This window comes from Pseudomonas sp. LTGT-11-2Z, assembly GCF_003691445.1.
Lineage (GTDB): Bacteria > Pseudomonadota > Gammaproteobacteria > Pseudomonadales > Pseudomonadaceae > Aquipseudomonas > Aquipseudomonas monteilii.
In genome coordinates, this window is the sequence record NZ_CP033104.1 from 2113331 (window position 1) to 2133755 (window position 20425).

The 20425-nt window shown below is 64.2% G+C and carries 3 protein-coding genes; all 3 read left to right on the forward strand.

Going from position 1 to position 20425, the window contains the following annotated elements; all coding sequences use genetic code 11:
- Window position 1: 1 nt before the first annotated feature.
- The 3 genes from D8767_RS09875 to D8767_RS09885 are packed head-to-tail and all read left to right on the forward strand — an operon-like array spanning window position 2 to window position 20402.
- Entirely contained in the window at window positions 2-3379 is a 3378-nt protein-coding gene (locus D8767_RS09875) for a non-ribosomal peptide synthetase (RefSeq protein ID WP_122048296.1), read from the forward strand.
- Between the two features lie 11 nt (window positions 3380-3390).
- Window positions 3391-11289, forward strand: coding sequence for an amino acid adenylation domain-containing protein (locus D8767_RS09880; RefSeq protein ID WP_372237792.1), 7899 nt, complete (start codon window positions 3391-3393; stop codon window positions 11287-11289).
- Window positions 11286-20402 (forward strand): non-ribosomal peptide synthetase, encoded by a 9117-nt coding sequence (locus D8767_RS09885; RefSeq protein ID WP_016711673.1) that lies wholly within the window; start codon window positions 11286-11288, stop codon window positions 20400-20402. The genes D8767_RS09880 and D8767_RS09885 overlap by 4 nt, the downstream gene beginning before the upstream one ends.
- Window positions 20403-20425 lie beyond the last annotated feature (23 nt).

A 20425-nucleotide genomic window follows, 5' to 3' on the forward strand; every position in this document is an offset into this window, starting at 1 on the left:
AATGACGGCCCAGAACATCGAGCTGGTTAAACGGTTCCTGCATCTGCCACTGGAGCAGCGTAAGCAATTCTTTGAAAAGATGCAGTCCAAGGGCATGAGCTTCGCTCGGCTGCCGATCCCGCGGATACGGGACGAATGGGGGCCCATCGGGTTGTCGTATGCCCAGCAGCGCCAGTGGTTCCTTTGGCAGTTCGAGCCCGAAAGCGCGGCCTACAACATCAGCATGGCCCTGCGTTTCAGGGGCGCATTGGACCCCGCGCTTCTGCAGCGTAGCCTTGAAGACCTGGTGCACCGCCACGAAAGCCTGCGCACCGCTTTTGCCCAGGACGGCGACCAGCCTGTGCAGGTCATTGAACCGAGTGTGCGGGTGGAAATTGTACGGGAGCCCTTTGCAGCGGCACCAGACGCTGATTTTGCCGAGCGCCTTGAACGTCGCATCGAAGAAGAGGCCGGCCAGCCTTTCGACCTGGGGCAGGCGCCCCTGTGGCGGGTAAGGCTGCTGCAGGTGAACGAGGCCGACCATGTGCTGATCCTGGTCATGCACCATATCGTCTCCGATGGCTGGTCGATGCCGATACTGCTGGACGAGTGGATCCGCAGCTACGAGGGGCATCGCCTTGGCCAGCCGGCGTCGTTGCCAGAACTGCCGATCCAGTATGCCGACTATGCCATCTGGCAGCGCCGGTGCATGGAAGCGGGCGAGCTGGCGCGTCAGCTGGCGTACTGGGAGGCCGAGCTGGGGGGGGAGCAGCCGGTGCTGGAACTGCCGATCGACCGTCCTCGCCCGGCCGTGCAGAGCCGGGCAGGTGCAAGCCTGGATATCAGCCTGGACGACACACTGTGTGCCGGCCTCAAGCAGCTGGCGCGTGATCGGGGCGTGACAGTGTTCATGCTCCTGCTGGCCAGCTACCAGACCTTGCTGCACCGCTACAGCGGGCAGAACGATATCCGTGTCGGCATACCCACGGCCAACCGCAATCGAATGGAGACCGAAGGCCTGATCGGCTTTTTCGTCAACACCCAGGTACTCAAGGCGGACTTCGACCTGGGGATGACCTTCACTGAACTGCTTGAGCAGACTCAGCGACGCGTCTCGGGTGCCCAGGCTCATCAGGACCTGCCGTTCGAGCAGCTGGTCGAAGCCTTGCAGCCAGAGCGCAGCCTCAGCCATAGCCCGTTGTTCCAGGTCATGTTCAACCACCAGACCGAAGCGCGCGGGCAGGGTCGGCAGCTGCCTGGCTTGGCTGTCGAGACGCTGAACTGGGAACGTGGGACCGCGCAGTTCGACCTGACGCTGGAGACCGTGGAGCACGAGGCAGGGATCGCGGTGTCGCTGACCTACGCAACCGCGCTGTTCGACGAAGCCACCATCGCCCAGCTCGCCGGACACTGGCAGGGCCTGTTGGCCGCCATCGTCGCCCAGCCGCAGCAGCGCATCGCCGAGCTGCCGCTGTTGAATGCCGCGCAGCAGCAACAGGTGGTCTACGACTGGAACCGCACCCACGCCGACTACCCGCTGGAGCAGTGCCTGCAGCAACTGATCGAGGCGCAAGTCGCCACCACCCCGGACGCGCCGGCGCTGGTGTTTGCCGAACAGGCCCTGAGCTACCGTGAGCTGAACCGGCGCGCCAACCAGCTGGCACACAAGCTGCGCGAACAGGGCGTGGGGCCGGACGTGCTGGTGGGCATTGCCGCCGAGCGCAGCGTGGACATGGTCATCGGCCTGCTGGGCATCCTCAAGGCCGGTGGCGCCTATGTGCCGCTGGACCCGGAATACCCGGCCGAGCGCCTGGCCTACATGATGCAGGACAGCGGCATCGGCCTGCTGCTGACGCAAGCTCACCTGCTGGCGCAGTTGCCGGTGCCCGAAGGTGTGCAGCCACTGCTGCTCGAACCGCTGCCGGGTTACAGCGACGCCGACCCGGTGCACCACACCCGCCCGGGCAACCTGGCCTACGTGATCTACACCTCCGGCTCCACCGGCCGGCCCAAGGGCGCGGGCAACAGCCATCGCGCGCTGGTCAACCGCCTGTGCTGGATGCAGCAGGCCTACGGCCTGGATGCCGGCGATACGGTGCTGCAGAAAACCCCGTTCAGTTTCGATGTCTCGGTCTGGGAGTTCTTCTGGCCGCTGCTGGCCGGCGCACGCCTGGCCGTGGCGCAACCGGGCGAGCACCGTGATCCGGAGCGCCTGGTGGAGGTGATCAGGCAGTACGCGGTGACCACGCTGCACTTTGTCCCGTCGATGCTGCAGGCGTTCATGGGCAGCGCCGAGGTCGAGCGCTGCAGCAGTCTCAAGCGCGTGGTGTGCAGCGGCGAAGCCTTGCCTGCAGAGCTGGCGCAACAGACCCTGGCACGCCTGCCCGGCGCACAGTTGTACAACCTCTACGGCCCGACCGAAGCAGCCATCGATGTCACCCACTGGACCTGCCGCCCGGGCGACAGCGGCGTGCCGATTGGCCGCCCGATCGACAACCTGAAAACCCACATCCTCGGCGCGGGGCTGCAGAGTGTGGCCCCACGCGCGGCTGGCGAGCTGTACCTGGGCGGCATCGGCCTGGCCCGTGGCTATCACCGTCGCCCGGCGCTGACGGCCGAACGCTTCGTCCCGGACCCCTTCGACAACACGGCACAAGGCGGCGGTCGCCTGTACCGTACCGGCGACCTGGCGCGTTACCGGGCCGACGGGGTGATCGACTACAAGGGCCGCCTCGATCACCAGGTGAAAATCCGCGGGCTGCGCATCGAGCTGGGCGAGATCGAGACGCGCCTGCTCGAACAGCCGAGCGTGCGCGAGGCGGTGGTGCTGGACATCGACGGGCCGGGTGGCAAGCAACTGGCCGCGTACCTGGTCATGGCCGGCGACGTGCCGAGCGACCCACAGCAACAGCACGCGCTGCGCGGCGAACTGCGCGAGCACCTCAAGCTCGGCCTGGCCGACTACATGGTCCCGACCCACTTGTTGTTCCTTGAACGCCTGCCGGTGACGGCCAACGGCAAGCTGGACCGCAAAGCCCTGCCCAAGCCCGACGCCAGCGTGCTGCAGGACAGCTACGTGGCCCCGTGCAGCGAGCTGGAACGGCAGGTCGCGGCGATCTGGGCAGACGTGCTGAAGCTCGAAAGGGTCGGCCTGAACGATGGCTTCTTCGCCCTGGGTGGCCATTCGCTGTCGGCCACCCAGGTGATCGTGCGTGTTCGCGAGGCGACAGGCATCGACGCCACCTTGAAGGAGCTGTTCGAGCATCCCCTGCTGGCGGATTTCTCGCGTCGCCTCGAAGAGAAAAATCAGCAAATCGATCCGATTCAGGCAGAACTGGCTAAATCGCTGGAGGCGCTCAAACGTCTAACCACGGAGGAAATTGATGAACTGATTTCATAGGGGATACATCAGTGCAAGCGTTGCTCGACTCCGTCAAATCGTTGTCCACCAAAGAGCGTCACGCTCTGGCCATGCTCCTGAAGCGTCAGGGAATCAACTTGTACGGAGTCGCGCCGATCCCTGCGAGAGCGCCGGGGGAGGCGCTGGCGTTGTCCTACGCCCAGCAGCGGCAATGGTTTCTCTGGCAAATGGACCCCCAGGGCAGCGCATACAACATTCCGGTCGCCCTGCGTCTGAAGGGCGATCTTGACCTGCAGGCGCTGCAGGCCAGCTTCGATGCCCTGATCGCGCGGCACGAAACCCTGCGTACCACCTTTCACCTCGACAGTGACCAGCCGGTGCAGGTGATTCACCCCGAAGCGCCTGTCGAGCTGGTCATCGATACACTCAAGGCAGTCGATGCCGATGCCAGCGCGGCATTGAAGGCATGGGTCGAGCAGGAAGTTCAGCAGCCATTCGACCTGGAGCAGGGGCCCTTGCTGCGGGTCAAGCTGTTGCGTCTGGCGGCGGATGACCATGTACTGGTGCTGACCCTGCACCACATCGTCTCCGATGGCTGGTCGACACCGATCATGGTCGACGAGCTGGTGCGTTTCTACGAGGCCGGCAAGTCCGGGCACGCGCTGCAATTGTCGCCGCTCCCTGTGCAGTATGCCGACTACGCGTTGTGGCAACGGCAGTTCATGGAAGCGGGCGAACGCGAGAAGCAACTGGGCTACTGGACGGCCCATCTGGGGGATGAACAGCCGGTACTGGAGTTGCCGCTGGACCGCCCGCGCGGTGCAGTGCAGAGCCATGCAGGGGCACGCCTCGACATCGCCATTGCCGATGCGCTGGCAGATTCGCTGAAGCAGTTGGCCAAGCGCCAGGGCGTGACCCTGTTCACCTTGCTGCTGGCAAGCTTCCAGGCGTTGCTGCACCGCTACAGCGGGCAGAACGACATCCGTGTCGGCGTCCCGATCGCCAACCGCACTCGCAGCGAAGTCGAGGGGCTCATCGGCTTCTTCGTCAACACCCAGGTCCTCAAGGCCGAATTCGACCTGAGCACCACCTTCGACGCGCTGGTCGCGCAAGTTCACCAGGCCGGGCTCGGCGCACAGGCGCATCAGGACCTGCCGTTCGAGCAACTGGTCGAAGCCTTGCAGCCAGAGCGCAGCCTCAGCCATAGCCCGTTGTTCCAGGTGATGCACAACCACGGCAGCGAGGGTAGGGGCCACACGCGGCGCCTGCCAGGCCTGACCCTGGAAGCGCTCGACTGGGAAATCCATACCACCCAGTTCGACCTTGCATTGAACACTGTCGAGCATGAACACGGCATCGGTGCGTTCCTGACCTACGCAACGGCCTTGTTCGATGAAGCCACCATCGCCCAGCTCGCCGGGCACTGGCAGGCCCTGTTGGCCGCCATCGTCGCCCAGCCGCAGCAGCGCATCGCCGAGCTGCCGCTGTTGAATGCCGCGCAGCAGCAACAGGTGGTCTACGACTGGAACCGCACCCACGCCGACTACCCGCTGGAGCAGTGCCTGCAGCAACTGATCGAGGCGCAAGTCGCCACCACCCCGGACGCGCCGGCGCTGGTGTTTGCCGAACAGGCCCTGAGCTACCGTGAGCTGAACCGGCGCGCCAACCAGCTGGCACACAAGCTGCGCGAACAGGGCGTGGGGCCGGACGTGCTGGTGGGCATTGCCGCCGAGCGCAGCGTGGACATGGTCATCGGCCTGCTGGGCATCCTCAAGGCCGGTGGCGCCTATGTGCCGCTGGACCCGGAATACCCGGCCGAGCGCCTGGCCTACATGATGCAGGACAGCGGCATCGGCCTGCTGCTGACGCAAGCTCACCTGCTGGCGCAGTTGCCGGTGCCCGAAGGTGTGCAGCCACTGCTGCTCGAACCGCTGCCGGGTTACAGCGACGCCGACCCGGTGCACCACACCCGCCCGGGCAACCTGGCCTACGTGATCTACACCTCCGGCTCCACCGGCCGGCCCAAGGGCGCGGGCAACAGCCATCGCGCGCTGGTCAACCGCCTGTGCTGGATGCAGCAGGCCTACGGCCTGGATGCCGGCGATACGGTGCTGCAGAAAACCCCGTTCAGTTTCGATGTCTCGGTCTGGGAGTTCTTCTGGCCGCTGCTGGCCGGCGCACGCCTGGCCGTGGCGCAACCGGGCGAGCACCGTGATCCGGAGCGCCTGGTGGAGGTGATCAGGCAGTACGCGGTGACCACGCTGCACTTTGTCCCGTCGATGCTGCAGGCGTTCATGGGCAGCGCCGAGGTCGAGCGCTGCAGCAGTCTCAAGCGCGTGGTGTGCAGCGGCGAAGCCTTGCCTGCAGAGCTGGCGCAACAGACCCTGGCACGCCTGCCCGGCGCACAGTTGTACAACCTCTACGGCCCGACCGAAGCAGCCATCGATGTCACCCACTGGACCTGCCGCCCGGGCGACAGCGGCGTGCCGATTGGCCGCCCGATCGACAACCTGAAAACCCACATCCTCGGCGCGGGGCTGCAGAGTGTGGCCCCACGCGCGGCTGGCGAGCTGTACCTGGGCGGCATCGGCCTGGCCCGTGGCTATCACCGTCGCCCGGCGCTGACGGCCGAACGCTTCGTCCCGGACCCCTTCGACAACACGGCACAAGGCGGCGGTCGCCTGTACCGTACCGGCGACCTGGCGCGTTACCGGGCCGACGGGGTGATCGACTACAAGGGCCGCCTCGATCACCAGGTGAAAATCCGCGGGCTGCGCATCGAGCTGGGCGAGATCGAGACGCGCCTGCTCGAACAGCCGAGCGTGCGCGAGGCGGTGGTGCTGGACATCGACGGGCCGGGTGGCAAGCAACTGGCCGCGTACCTGGTCATGGCCGGCGACGTGCCGAGCGACCCACAGCAACAGCACGCGCTGCGCGGCGAACTGCGCGAGCACCTCAGGCTCGGCCTGGCCGACTACATGGTCCCGACCCACTTGCTGTTCCTCGAACGCCTACCGGTGACGGCCAACGGCAAGCTGGACCGCAAGGCCCTGCCCAAGCCCGATGCCAGTGTGCTGCAGGACAGCTACGTGGCCCCGCGCAACGCGCTGGAGCAACAGATCGCGACGATCTGGGCCGAGGTGCTGAAGCTCGATCAGGTCGGCGTGACGGACAACTTCTTCGAACTGGGAGGGGACTCGATCATCTCGATCCAGGTCGTCAGCCGGGCAAGGCAGGCCGGTATCCGCTTCACGCCCAAGGCGCTGTTCCAGCATCAGACCGTACAAGACCTGGCCTCGGTGGCCACGCGCATGGAAGGCAACGGTCCGCAGATCGACCAGGCGCCGGTGATCGGCGAGACACGCTTGCTGCCGATCCAGCAGGCGTTTCTCGAGCAGTCGATCGCCGAGCCACATCACTGGAACCAGGCGGTCCTGCTGACCTCGACCAAGGTCATCGATAGCACCGCGCTGGAGAAGGCCTTGCACACGCTGCTCGAGCATCACGATGCGTTGCGCCTGCGCTTCACGCCACCCCAGGGCGCGGGTGCATGGCACGCCGCTCATTGTGCGCCGGGCGACGTCGAGGCCGGGTTGCTGTGGGCCGAGACCCTGACCGATCCGGACGCGCTGCACGCCCTGTGCGAGCACGCGCAGCGCAGCCTGAACCTGCAACAGGGGCCGCTGTTGCGCGGTGTATTGGCGACCCTGCCCGATGGCAGCCAGCGCCTGCTGCTGGTGATCCATCACCTGGCGGTGGATGGCGTGTCCTGGCGCATTCTCCTGCAAGACCTGCAAACCGCCTATGACCGTCACGTGGCAGGTCAGCCTGCCGTGTTGCCCGCCAAGACCACCTCGACCAAAGCCTGGGCCGAACGGCTGCAGGCCTACGCGCAAAGCGATGCGCTGCAGGCAGAGCTCGGCTATTGGCAGTCGCAGTTGCAAGGGGTTGACCCGCAACTGCCTCTGGACAGGGCGGATGGATCGTTGCATGGCCGCCACGGCGCGACGGTGCATGTGCGCCTGGACCGGCAGCAGACCTTACGGCTGTTGCAACAGGCGCCGACGGCATACCGCACCCAGGTCAACGACTTGCTGCTGACCGCACTGGCCCGGGTGGTTGCCCGTTGGACCCAACGCGAAGACGTGCTGGTGCAACTGGAAGGACACGGCCGTGAAGACCTGTTCGATGCAGTCGACCTGACGCGGACGGTCGGCTGGCTGACCAGCCTCTTCCCCGTGAAGCTGACCGCTGCGGCGGACCTCGGCGCCTCCATCAAGCAGATCAAGGAGCAACTTCGCGCCATCCCCGACAAGGGCATCGGCTATGGCGCGCTGCGCTATCTTGGGGGTTCGCACGCGCACAATGTGCTGGCTGGCCTGCCAGTGCCCCCCATCACCTTCAATTACCTGGGGCAGCTTGACAGTACCTTTGCCGAAGGCGCGGGCCCGGGCACCGAGCGATTCCTGCAGCCAGCCAGCGAAAGCAGCGGCGCAAGCCAGTCTGCCGAGGCCCTGCTGGAAAACCTGCTGTCGATCAACGGGCAGGTCTATGCCGGTGAGTTGAGCCTGGCCTGGACCTTCAGCCAGGCCATGTTCGACCGCGCCACGGTCCAGGCCCTGGCCGACGACTACGTGACCGAACTCCAGGTGTTGATCGACCATTGCGTCAGCCAGGGCGCGGTCGGCCTGACACCGTCCGATGTGCCGCTGGCAGCGCTGGACCAGACCCAGTTGGATGCGTTGCCGATCCCGGCGGCTGCAATCGATGACATCTATCCGCTTTCGCCCATGCAGCAGGGCATGCTGTTTCACACGGTCTTCGAGCAGGGCCAGGGTGAGTACGTCAATCAGATGCGAGTCAACGTCTCGGGGCTGGATATCGAGCGTTTCAAGCGTGCCTGGCAGGCAATGCTGGATCGACACGACGTATTGCGCGCCGCATTCGTCGCCCATCTGGAACGCCCGGTGCAGGTGATTCGCAAGCACGTCGAGCTGCCGTTCGACGTGCTTGACTGGGCTGACCAGGACGACATCGAGGAGCGTCTGGCTGCCTGGGCCGAGGCGGATCGTCGGCGTGGCTTCGACTTGCAGGCCGCACCGTTGCTGCGACTGACGGCCATCCGGACCGGCAGCGGCCGGCATCACCTGATTTTCACCAGCCACCATATCCTGATGGATGGCTGGAGCAATGCGCAGCTGCTGGGCGAGGTGTTGCAACACTACGCAGGCGTTGCCCTGGAGCGCCCGGCAGGCCGCTACCGCGACTATATCGAGTGGCTGCAGCGCCAGGACGCCGGGCAGAGCGAGGCGTTCTGGCGTCAGCAATTGCTGCACCTCACCGAGCCCACGCGCCTGGCTCAGGCGCTGCGTCAGGATCGCAGCCGCGTTGACACTGGCCATGGCGAACATCATCAGACGCTCGACCCGGTGTGCTTCCAGGCGTTGAGCGCGTTTGCCAGGCAACGGCGGGTGACGGTCAATACCTTGCTGCAGGCCGCCTGGCTACTGCTGTTGCACCGCTATACCGGCCAGGAAGGCGTGGCATTTGGTGCCACGGTTGCCGGACGGCCGGCAGACCTGCGTGGAGTCGAGCAGCAGTTGGGCCTGTTCATCAACACCTTGCCGGTGGCTGGCAGGCTGCAGCCTGACCTGCGGGTGGGGGAGTGGGTCGAACGTCTGCAGGCGCAGAACCTGAGCATGCGCGAACATGAGCACACGCCCCTCTATGACATTCAGCGTTGGGCGGGCTCGGCCGGTGAGCAGTTGTTCGACACGTTGCTGGTGTTCGAGAACTACCCGGTCGGTGAAGTCCTGCAGCAGGGTTCCAGCGCAGGCCTGGTGTTTTCGGGCTCGCAGAATCGCGAGCGGACCAACTATCCGTTGACGCTGATGATCGAGTCGGGCAATGCGCTGACGATTCATTACCACTACGACCGCAACCACCTCGGCGACACCGGCGTCGTACAGATCGCCCGGCACTTTGCCAATCTGCTGCACGCGCTGGTGCAACACGCCGATACCCCTGTCGGTGAACTGCAGATGCTCGATGACCAGGAACAACAGCGCATCGTCCACGACTGGAACCGTACCCAGATGCAGTACCCGCAGGCGCACTGCCTGCCCGCGCTGTTCGAAATGCAGGTTGCGCGTACCCCTGAGGCCCCGGCTCTGCGGTTTGCCGAACAGACCTTGAGCTACCGCGAGCTCAACCAGCGTGCCAACCGGCTGGCGAGCAAGTTGCGCACGTTGGGCGTCGGGCCAGATGTGCTGGTCGCGATTGCCGTTGAACGGTCGGTGGAAATGGTCGTGGGCCTGCTGGCGATTCTCAAGGCCGGCGGCGCCTATGTGCCACTGGACCCGGAATACCCCCGCGAGCGCCTGGCGTACATGATGGAGCAGAGTGGGGCGCACTTGTTGCTGACCCTCAGTCATTTGCTGCCGCAACTGCCCACGCACGGCGCGCAGGCCTGGTGCCTGGACAGCGACTGGCATCAGGTCGAAGGCTTCGATGGCGAGAATCTCGGCATCGTGCAGCATCCCGAGCATCTTGCCTATTGCATCTACACCTCCGGTTCCACCGGTCGTCCCAAGGGGGTCGAGGTACGCCACCAGGCACTGGTCAACTTCCTCGCCAGCATGGCTGTCGAGCCTGGGATCGACGCCAGCGACCGGGTCCTGGCGCTGACTTCGCTGTCGTTCGATATCGCTGGCCTGGAGCTGTACCTGCCGCTGTTGGCCGGGGCTTCGGTGGTACTGCTCGGCGAGCGCCAGAACAAAGACCCGTCGGCGCTGCAGGCGGTGATCGAGCGCCACGCCATCACTACCATCCAGGCCACACCGTCGACCTGGCGCATGCTGCTGCAGGCGCTGCCGGCGCAGACCTTGCGTGGCTGTAAGGTCATCAGTGGCGGTGAGGCACTGCCTGTCGACCTGGCCGAGCAGCTTCTGCCGTTGTGCGGGCGCATCTGGAACTTGTACGGGCCAACCGAAACGACGATCTGGTCGGCGGCGTACTGCCTGGACAACGAACACCCCTTGCCGTTGCTGGGCAAGCCGATTGCCAACACCACCTTGCAGGTCATGGCGCACGATCTCTCGACAGCCGCGGCCGGCATGGCCGGGGAACTGATGATCGGTGGCGATGGCCTGGCCCGGGGGTATCAGCGCCGTGCCGCACTGACCGCCGAGCGCTTCGTCCCGGACCCCTACGACCGCAGCGGACAGGGCGGTGGCAGGCTGTACCGTACGGGTGACCTGGCCTGCTATCGCAGCGATGGCCTGCTCGAGTACGTGGGCCGCATCGACCACCAGGTGAAGGTGCGGGGCTATCGCATCGAACTGGGCGAGATCGAGGCAAGGCTGATTGATGATCCTGCGGTGCGCGAGGCGGTGGTCATCGACATCGATGGCCCTGGCGGCAAACAACTGGCCGGCTATCTGGTCTCGAACGGCGAAGCGGTCGCGACGGAGGAACAGCGCAGCGCCTTGCGTCGGCACCTGCGCGAACAGCTGCGCGCGTCCTTGCCGGATTACATGGTCCCCGCGTACCTGACCTGGCTCGATGCGCTACCGCTGACGCCCAACGGCAAGCTCGACCGCAAAGCCTTGCCCCAGCCTGAGCTTGGCGTATCGCAGCAAGGCCATGTCGCGCCGCAGAGCGAGGTCGAGCAGCAGGTCGCTGCCGTCTGGGCGCAGCTGCTGAATGTCGAGAAGGTCGGTCTCAATGACAACTTCTTCGACCTGGGAGGGCACTCGCTGCTGGCGCTGTCGGTGCTCTCGCGCTTGCAACTTTCCCTGGGATTGACCGTGGAACCGGCCGTGCTGTTCCAGCACCCGGTCCTGGGCGATTTCGCCAGATACATCGAATCCATCGGCGACGCGTCGGCTTTCGACGAAAAACTGCAGCGTCTGGATAGGCTTTTTGAAGAGTTCGAGGTGAATGAATGAGTAATGATGCCGCGCTGAATATCGCCAAGCGTTTTGTTACGCTGCCGTTGGCCAAGCGCAAGCTGTATCTGCAGAAGATGCACGCCGAGAACATTTCTCCGGCCAACTTGCCAGTGCCCTGCGTTCAAACACTGTTCGACGTCATCCTGGTTTCGTTTGCCCAGCAGCGCCAGTGGTTCCTTTGGCAGATGGACCCCCAGGGATCTGCCTACAACCTGCCAGTCGCCTTGAGGCTCAAGGGCGAACTGGATAGCGAGGCGTTACGCGCGAGCTTCGAGGCACTGCAGGCACGCCACCAGACCCTGCGAACCACGTTTGGTCTGAACGACGATCAGGTGGTGCAGATCATTCATCCACAAAGCGTGTTCACGCTCGATGTCGAGCAGGTAGACCGCGAACCGGCAATCGATCTTGAACAGCGCCTGCAGGCGCTTGTAGAGGCCGAGGCCCGCGCGCCTTTCGATCTTGAGCACGAACGGCCTGTTCGAGTCAGGTTACTACAGGTAGCAGAAGATGATCATGTGCTGATCATTACGCTGCACCATATCGCCACTGACGGCTCGTCGATGCACCTGATGGTCGAAGAGCTGATCCAGCACTACGCGCATCACTGCATGGGCCAGCCCCTCGCGCTTCCCGAGATGCCGATCCAGTACGCCGACTATGCCATCTGGCAAAGGCACTGGATGGAAGCGGGGGAGCAGGAACGACAGTTGGCATTCTGGAAGCAGCACCTGGGTACCGAGCACCCGGTTCTCGAGCTGCCCAGCGACCGCCCGCGCCCAGCGAACCAGTGTTTCGAGGGCGCCAGCGTGTACCTTGAGGTCGAACGCCGTCTGGCCGATGCCCTCAAGCAACTGGCGCAGCAGCAGGGTGCGACACTCTTCACGCTGCTGCTGGCCAGCTTCCAGACCTTGCTGCATCGGTACTGTGGGCAGGATGATATCCGCATCGGCATCCCGGTCGCGAACCGCAACCGTGTCGAAACCGAGCGGTTGATCGGCTTTTTCGTCAACACCCAGGTGCTCAAGGCCGAGTTCGGTTCGCTTGTGCACTTCAGCGACCTGCTGGCCCAGACGCGTCAGATGACGCAGGATGCCCAAGCCCACCAGGACCTGCCTTTCGAACAACTGGTCGAGGCGCTGCACCCTGAGCGCAGCCTGAGCCATAGCCCGCTGTTCCAGGTCATGTACAACCACCAGAAAGTCGCCGCAGGCACGCGGCGTAGCTTGCCTGGCTTGCTGGTCGAGCACATTGCCTGGCAACGCAAGACGGCGCAGTTCGACTTGACCCTGAACACCGTCGAGCACGACGAAGGTATCTCGGCAGAGCTCAATTACGCCACGGCGCTGTTCGATGAGCCAACCGTGCAACGCATGGCGCGGCACTGGATCAACCTGCTGCAATCGATCGTCGACCATCCTCGGCAACGGATCGGCGAGCTGCCCCTGCTCGCGGCCGATGAGCAGCAGGAAATTCTCGAACACTGGAACCACACCCAGGCACCTTATCCCGCTGATCGGAGCGTGCATCAGTTGATCGAGGCGCAGGCAGGCGAAACACCTGATGCCTTGGCCGTTCTGTTCGGCGAACAGCAGCTCACCTATCGACAGCTCAATCAGCGCGCCAACCGCCTCGCTCACGCATTGCGCGAGCAGGGGGTAGGGCCCGACGTGCTGGTCGGCATCGCGGTCGAACGCTCGCTGGAAATGGTCGTGGGCCTGCTGGCTATCCTCAAGGCCGGCGGCGCCTACGTTCCCTTCGACCCTGAGTATCCGAGGGATCGGCTTGCTTACATGATGGACGACAGCGGTATCGGGTTACTGCTGACGCAGCGTGCGTTGCTCGAACACCTGCCGATCCCTTCCAGTGTGCGCAGCATCGTGCTGGATGACGACGACAGTTGGCTGACGGCTTTCAGCGCCAACGATCCCGTGCACCTCACCCACCCCGAACACCTTGCCTACGTGATTTACACTTCGGGCTCGACAGGGCGACCGAAAGGTGCGGCCAACGCGCACCAAGCATTGGTCAACCGCCTTGTCTGGATGCAGAAGGCCTATGGTCTGGGCGCCACTGATACGGTCCTGCAAAAGACCCCCTTCAGCTTCGACGTCTCGGTGTGGGAGTTCTTCTGGCCCCTGTTGACCGGCGCCAGGCTGGCGCTTGCGCAACCGGGTGACCACCGCGACCCTGAGCGCTTGGTGAGCACCATTCAGAGGCACGGCGTGACGACGTTGCATTTCGTGCCATCGATGTTGCAGGCCTTCATGACCTGCGAGCATGTCGAGCGCTGCGATACCTTGCGACGTGTCGTCTGCAGTGGCGAGGCGTTGCCTGCCGATCTGTCGGAGCAGACCTTGGCCCGATTGCCACACGCCAGCCTTTACAACCTTTATGGCCCTACCGAAGCTGCGATCGACGTAACCCACTGGACCTGCCGGCCATCGTGCCCGGGCAGCGTCCCGATCGGCACGCCCATCGACAACCTCAAGACGCACATTCTCAGCCGCGATCTGTTTGCGCTTCCTCATGGCGCGAACGGCGAGCTCTACCTGGGCGGTGTCGGCTTGGCGCGAGGCTACCATCGCAGGCCGAGCCTCACTGCCGAACGGTTCGTCCCGGACCCTCATGATGCCAGCCAGCAGGGTGGGGGGCGGCTGTACCGCACCGGTGACCTGGCGCGTTATCGAACAGGGGGCGTGATCGAGTACGCGGGGCGTATCGATCATCAGGTGAAGATCCGTGGCTTGCGCATCGAGCTGGGCGAGATCGAATCCAGCCTGCTTGAGCATCCGGGTGTTCGCGAGGCGGTAGTGATCGACATCGACGGGCTCCATGCCAAGCAGCTGGCTGCGTACCTGGTGCTTGAGGAAGGGGCGGCCAGCCATGAGGAAATCCTGCAACATCTCAAAGCGGCATTGCCCGACTACATGGTGCCGAGCTACCTGGTGTCGCTGCAGGCCTTGCCGCTTACCCCCAATGGCAAGCTGGATCGCAAAGCGCTGCCCAAGCCGGATGTGAGCCAGCAGCAGAAAGCCTACGTGCCGCCGAAGAGCGCGCTGCAAGCGAAGCTCGCGAGCATCTGGGCCGATGTGCTGAAGCTTGAAAGAGTGGGCATCACCGACAACTTCTTCGAGCTTGGAGGCGACTCGATCGTGTCGATCCAGGTCGTCAGTCGGGCCCGCCGGGAAGGTATACGTTTCACGCCCAAGCAGTTGTTCCAGCATCAGACCATCCAGGGGCTGGCGTGCGTGGCAGAGCAGGATGACGGCGGCACGTCGACCCTCGACCAGGGGCCGATCATCGGCAAGGTGCCCTTGCTGCCCGCCCAGGCACGCTTTTTCGAACTGCAGGGCAACGGTGATGCGCCTGGCAGCGTGGTGATGACGCTCAGGCCCACCCGTGCGCTTGACCCCGACACGACGGAAAAGGCCTTGCAGGCCGTATTGGCGCACCACGACGGGTTGCGGTTGGCGTTCAATGTGGCGCAGGAGGCGCACGGTGCGCCGCTTTCCGAACACCAGGCGCTTTGGCAGAAGGAGCCCGTGCTGTGGCTTGCAGCTGTGCAGGACCCGGCACAGTTGGATGCGTTGGCCAGGCAGGCGAGTGCCAGCCTCGATGTGCATAGAGGCATCCTGGTCCGGGCAGTCCTGGCGACGCTGGCCGATGGCAGCCAACGGCTGCTGCTGGTAAACCATGCGCTGGCGATGGACGAGGCATCCCGGGACATCGTCCTGCAGGATCTGCGCCTGGCCTGCGAGCAGCTCGACGCAGGGCAGCCTGTGGCGCTTCCTGCCAAGTCCACCTCGGTTCAGAGCTGGGCGTATTCCGTGCATGCCTCGCTCGAGGATGCCCCGAGCGCATTGATCCATTGGCAGAAGGCACTGGCCGGGATCAGTCACGAGCTGGTTGGCAGCCCACGAGAAGCAGGGGCGCCCGCCGACAGTGCAACGTTCGGTACCTGGCTGGACATCGACCTGACCCGACGCCTGACAGAGCAGGCCGCCGCAGCCTACCGCGCCGAGCCCGGCGACCTGCTGCTGGTCGCGCTGACGCGTGTGCTGGCCCGCTGGACAGGCCAGGACAGGGTCTTCCTTGGCGTGCAGGCTGATACCCGTCGCCAGGCAGGCTCGGGTGTCGACCTGGGCCGCACGGTTGGCTGCCTGGATTATCCGTTCCCTGTCGTGCTCGACATTGACAAGACCACGCTGGATGGCGCGATCAAGGGGCTCAAGCAACAGTTGCGTACGGCTGCCGACAGGCGCCTGTCGTTCGCCGCGTTACGCTATCTGGGAGACGAAGCCAGCAGGGAAACCTTGGCCGCATTGCCGGTGCCGCAGTGCTCATTCAGCTACCGCAAGGCGCTGGCCAACGTGCTGTTCGAGCCATTGAAGAGCGGGGAAGGGCGTGAATCGTCGTGCGGCAACGGTCTGTCGGTCGATGCTCGGGTATGGCCGGAGGGGTTGCGCATCGACTGGCGCTTCAGCTCACGGCGTTTCAGCGAGTCCACCATTCAAGGCCTGGCTGAAGCGTTCCATCTGGAGCTTCTGGCGCTGATCGAGCACTGCACCCTGCCAGGTGTCGCAGGCGCCACCCCGTCTGACTTCCCGCTGTGTTCGCTCAGCCAGACGCAACTGGACGAGCTGCCGGTTCCGATCGCCGAGATCGCAGACATGTACCCACTGTCGCCTGCGCAGAAGGGCATGCTGTTCCATTCGATCGAAGACAGCGGCAATGATCTGTACATCAACCAGGTCAGCCTGCCAATCAGCGGGCTCGATATTGAGGCGTTCGTCGGCGCATGGGCAGCGGTCATCGCACGGCACGAGGTATTGCGCACCAGTTTCCACTGGGTCGGGCTGGATGAGCCGGTACAGATCGTACACGCCCAGGCAAACATGCCGATGCGCGAAATCGACGCCCGGGCGGATGCAGCGCCGGACAGGTTGGCCGGTGAGGTCGCGCGTGAGGAGCTGGTGGCAGGTTTTGACCTGACGCAGGCGCCGTTACACCGCATGGTTCTGGTTCGACTGACGTCTTCGAGTTACCAGATGATATGGACGAGCCATCACCTGTTGATGGATGGCTGGAGCAAGTCCAGGCTGTTTGCCGAACTGATGCAGCATTACGCCGGCCAACCGGTCACTGGCACCAGCGGCCGCTACGGCGATTTCATCGCCTGGTTGCAGGCGCAGGACAAATCTCGTCAGGAAGCGTTCTGGCGCGACAGCCTGGCGCACAGCGAGGTGACCTCGCTCAGTCAGGCCGTGTACCCACGGCACACTTCGGATGAACCGGGCCACCACGCGCTGTATACCCGGCGTGACGCCGCATGGACCAAACGTCTTCAGCAGTACTGCCGAACGTTGCGTATTACCCCTAACACCTTGATCCAGGGCGCCTGGCTTCTGCTGCTGCAGCGCTACACGGGCAAGCGCAACGTCACGTTCGGCGCGACCGTGGCCGGGCGCCCAGAGTCGCTGCAGGATGCCGATACCACCTTGGGCCTGTTCATCAATACCTTGCCTGTGTCGCAGACGCTGGACCCTCAGATGCGCCTGGCGGACTGGCTGCAGGCCTTGCAGGCCTACAACGTCGAGCTGCGCAACTGGTCGCATACGCCGTTGAACGAGGTTCAACGCTGGTCGGCCGTGCCGGGGCAGAAACTCTTCGACAGCATCATCGTCTTCGAGAACTACCCCATCGACGAAGGTTTGCGTGAGGCGCCCGAGGCAGGTCTGGAGTTCGGTGATTCCAATGACGTGGGGGTCACCAACTTCCCCATGGACCTTGCGGTTCACCTCAACGATACGCTGATGATCGAGTACCTTTACCTGCGCAATGCGTTCAGCGAACAGGCGGTCGACGGTATTCGCCAGACCATGGAGTCGGTGCTTGAAACCCTGCTGCAGGATGCGCAGGCACGCCTTGGCAACCTGGACATTGTGCCCGCTGCGCAGCGCGCCCCTGTCGCCGACACTGCCACGCAAGCGCTGGCAAGCTACCGGCCGGAACGGATGGCAGAGCTGATCATCGAGCACGCCCACGATCGCCCCGATGCCATCGCCCTGGTCTGCGGGGATGAGCGCGTCAGCTATGCCGAGCTGGACCGCCGTTCGGGGCGCCTGGCGCTTGCCTTGCAGGCGAGCGGTGCCGGTCCTGAAACGGTGGTTGGGGTGGCATTGCAACGCTCGGCGGAGCTGGTGGTCGCGCTGCTCGCCGTAATGCGCACAGGCGCTGCCTATGTGCCATTGGACCTTGAGTATCCGATGGAGCGCCTGGCCTGGATGATCCAGGATTCAGGCATGTCGTTGATGATCACCCGGCCAGAGTGCCGCGACGCTCTGCCGGAGCATGGCCACCTGCTCGTTCTCGCGCCTGATGCGCAGCCTGCCGATGCAGGCCCGGTGTTCGTCGACATTGCCGTGGATGAGCGTTGCCTGGCCTATCTGATCTATACATCGGGATCGACCGGCAGGCCCAAGGCCGTCGCGGTGTCTCAAGGCCCTCTGAGCCGGCATTGCCAGGCGATCATGCGGCTCTATGAAATGGGGCCTGCGACGCGAGAACTGCACTTCATGTCCTTCGCCTTCGATGGGGCCCAGGAGCGCTGGCTCAGCGTACTTGCGAGCGGGGGCGCTCTGGTTATTCGCGATGGCGAGTTGTGGACCGCCGAACAGACACTTCAGGCACTTTGGCAGCATGAAATCACGATCGCCTGCTTCCCTCCCGCCTACCTGAAACAGCTGGCAGAAGCAGTGCATGACGCGGGGCACGAGCCACCGCCAGTGGATATCTACTGCTTTGGCGGCGATGCCGTGCCCGAGCAGACCTTCGAGCAGGTCAAGGCTGCACTCAGGCCACGGCTGTTCACCAATGGCTATGGCCCGACCGAGACTGTGGTCACGCCGTTGCTATGGAAGGCGGGCGGCGGCGCACGTTGCGAGGCTGCCTATGCCCCCATCGGCCATGCGGTCGGCTGCCGTACGCTGCACATCCTCGACAATGACCTCAATCCGTCTGGTATTGGATTTGCCGGTGAACTGATGATCGGCGGTGATGGCATCGCCCGTGGTTACCATGGCCGTGCGGGCCTGACGGCGGAACGTTTCGTGCCTGATCCGGCTGGCGAGGGCGGGCGCATGTACCGCAGTGGCGACGTAGTCCGACAGCGCCTGGATGGGCTGGTCGATTACGTGGGGCGTGCCGACCATCAGGTCAAGCTGCGTGGCTTCCGGGTCGAGCTTGGTGAAATCGAAGCGTGCCTGCGGGCGCAGCCTGGCATCCGCAATGCCCTGGTGGTAGTCAGGGAAAGCCCGGTAGGCAAACAGCTTGTAGGCTACGTTGTCAGTGAGCAGGCGGGTATCGCTGGCGAACTGAAGGCGCGCCTGGCCGACCACTTGCCCGATTACATGGTGCCTGCCTACCTGATCGAGTTGGCGCAATTCCCTGTCACGCCCAATGGAAAGATCGACCGCCTGCGATTGCCCGAACCCGAGTTCGTTTCGACGCAGTTCCAGCCAGCGAGAAACCAGCGGGAATCGATCCTGGTGGATATCTGGGAGCAGGTTCTGCAGGTCGACGATTTGAGCATCACCGATAATTTCTTCGAGCGGGGAGGGGACTCCATCCTCAGCCTGCAAGTCGTCTCTCGTGTCAGAAACCATCCGCAGCTTGACCTGGACCTCAAGCTGCGCGACTTGATGCGTTATCAGACGATCGAGGCGATCGTTGCCCATTGGGAGGCCGCGCCTGCGGTGGTTGAGGCGCAGCTGTCGACAGAGGTCGACCAGCGCCTTTTCAACCTGCTGCCTATCCAGCAGTGGATGTTCGAGCAGCAGCTGCCCGATCCGGCCCATTTCAACCAGGCATTGATGCTCAGGCCCCGGGCGGCCCTGGACCTCGTCGCCCTTGAGCAGGCGCTGCAGCATATCGAACTGCATCACGACGCGCTGCGGCTGCGTTTCTCCCAGCCGCACGGGCAGTGGATGCAGTGCTATGGCGAGCCTTCCGGTAGCACGACGCCCAGGCTGAACCTGCACCGTGTCGAGAGCATGGAGGCGATGACGGCACTGGCCAACCAGGCGCAACGCAGCCTCGATCTGGCGCGAGGCCCACTCTGGCGCACCCTGCATATCCAGCTGCCGGATGGGCAGGCGCGGTTGCTGTTGATCCTTCACCACTTGGTCATGGACGGTGTGTCATGGCGCATTCTCCTCGAGGACCTGCAGACTGCCTATGCGGCGTGCTGCCTTGGAACAGACCCTGTGCTGCCTGCACGGACCAGCAGCTACCGGTCATGGGTCGAGCGCCTGCAGGCCGAGGCAACATCCATTGAAGCGCAGCAGGGCGACTGGTGGCTTGATCAGGTTCGTCCTTGCGCCGGGAAGCTGCCCTGCGACAACCCGCGCGGTCGCAATCACTCCAGCCAACAGGCGGTGAGCCATTTCCGGCTGACGCCGCAACAAACGACGCAGCTCCTGAAGCAGGCGCCGGCTGCCTATGGCACGCAGGTCAATGACATCTTGTTGACGGCGCTCGGGCGTGCACTGGGCCGCTGGACCGGCCAAGAGGCGGTGATGGTGCAACTGGAGGGCCATGGCCGCGAGGACCTGTTCGAGGGCGTCGATGTCTCGCGTACCCTCGGCTGGTTCAACAGCCTGTTCCCGGTCCGCCTCACATCACGCCTGGACGACACGGCAGCGCAAGCCATTCGCAGCACGCAGCGGCAGCTGGCAGCCATCCCCGAAAAGGGTATCGGCTACGCGGTCTTGCGCCAGTTCGGTTCGGGTGAGATGCGTCGGCAACTGCTTGAAGGTGCCCAGGCCGAGGTCACCTTCAACTACTTCGGGCAGTTCGATCAGCACTTCGACGAGCATGCGTTGCTGGAGCCAGCCGCCGACGATCCGGGCGATTGCTACCACGCCGATGCCAACCTGGTGAACCAGCTGCAGATGGTAGGGCAGGTCTACGACGGGGTGCTCTCGTTCCGCTGCATCTACAGCAAACGCCGCTACAGAGCCGAGACGATAGAGCGGCTGATGGAACAGTTCCAGCGCGAGCTGGTGGCACTGATCGAACATTGTGTGGACGTGACTGTCCCGGCCTGACGGCCGGGAACAGCAGCGCCGAA

What these genes read in the sequence shown, in the direction of transcription:
- D8767_RS09875 (WP_122048296.1), top strand. Translation starts at nt 2, where the DNA reads ATGACGGCCCAGAACATCGAGCTGGTTAAACGGTTCCTGCATCTGCCA.
- D8767_RS09885 (WP_016711673.1), top strand. Translation starts at nt 11,286, where the DNA reads ATGAGTAATGATGCCGCGCTGAATATCGCCAAGCGTTTTGTTACGCTG.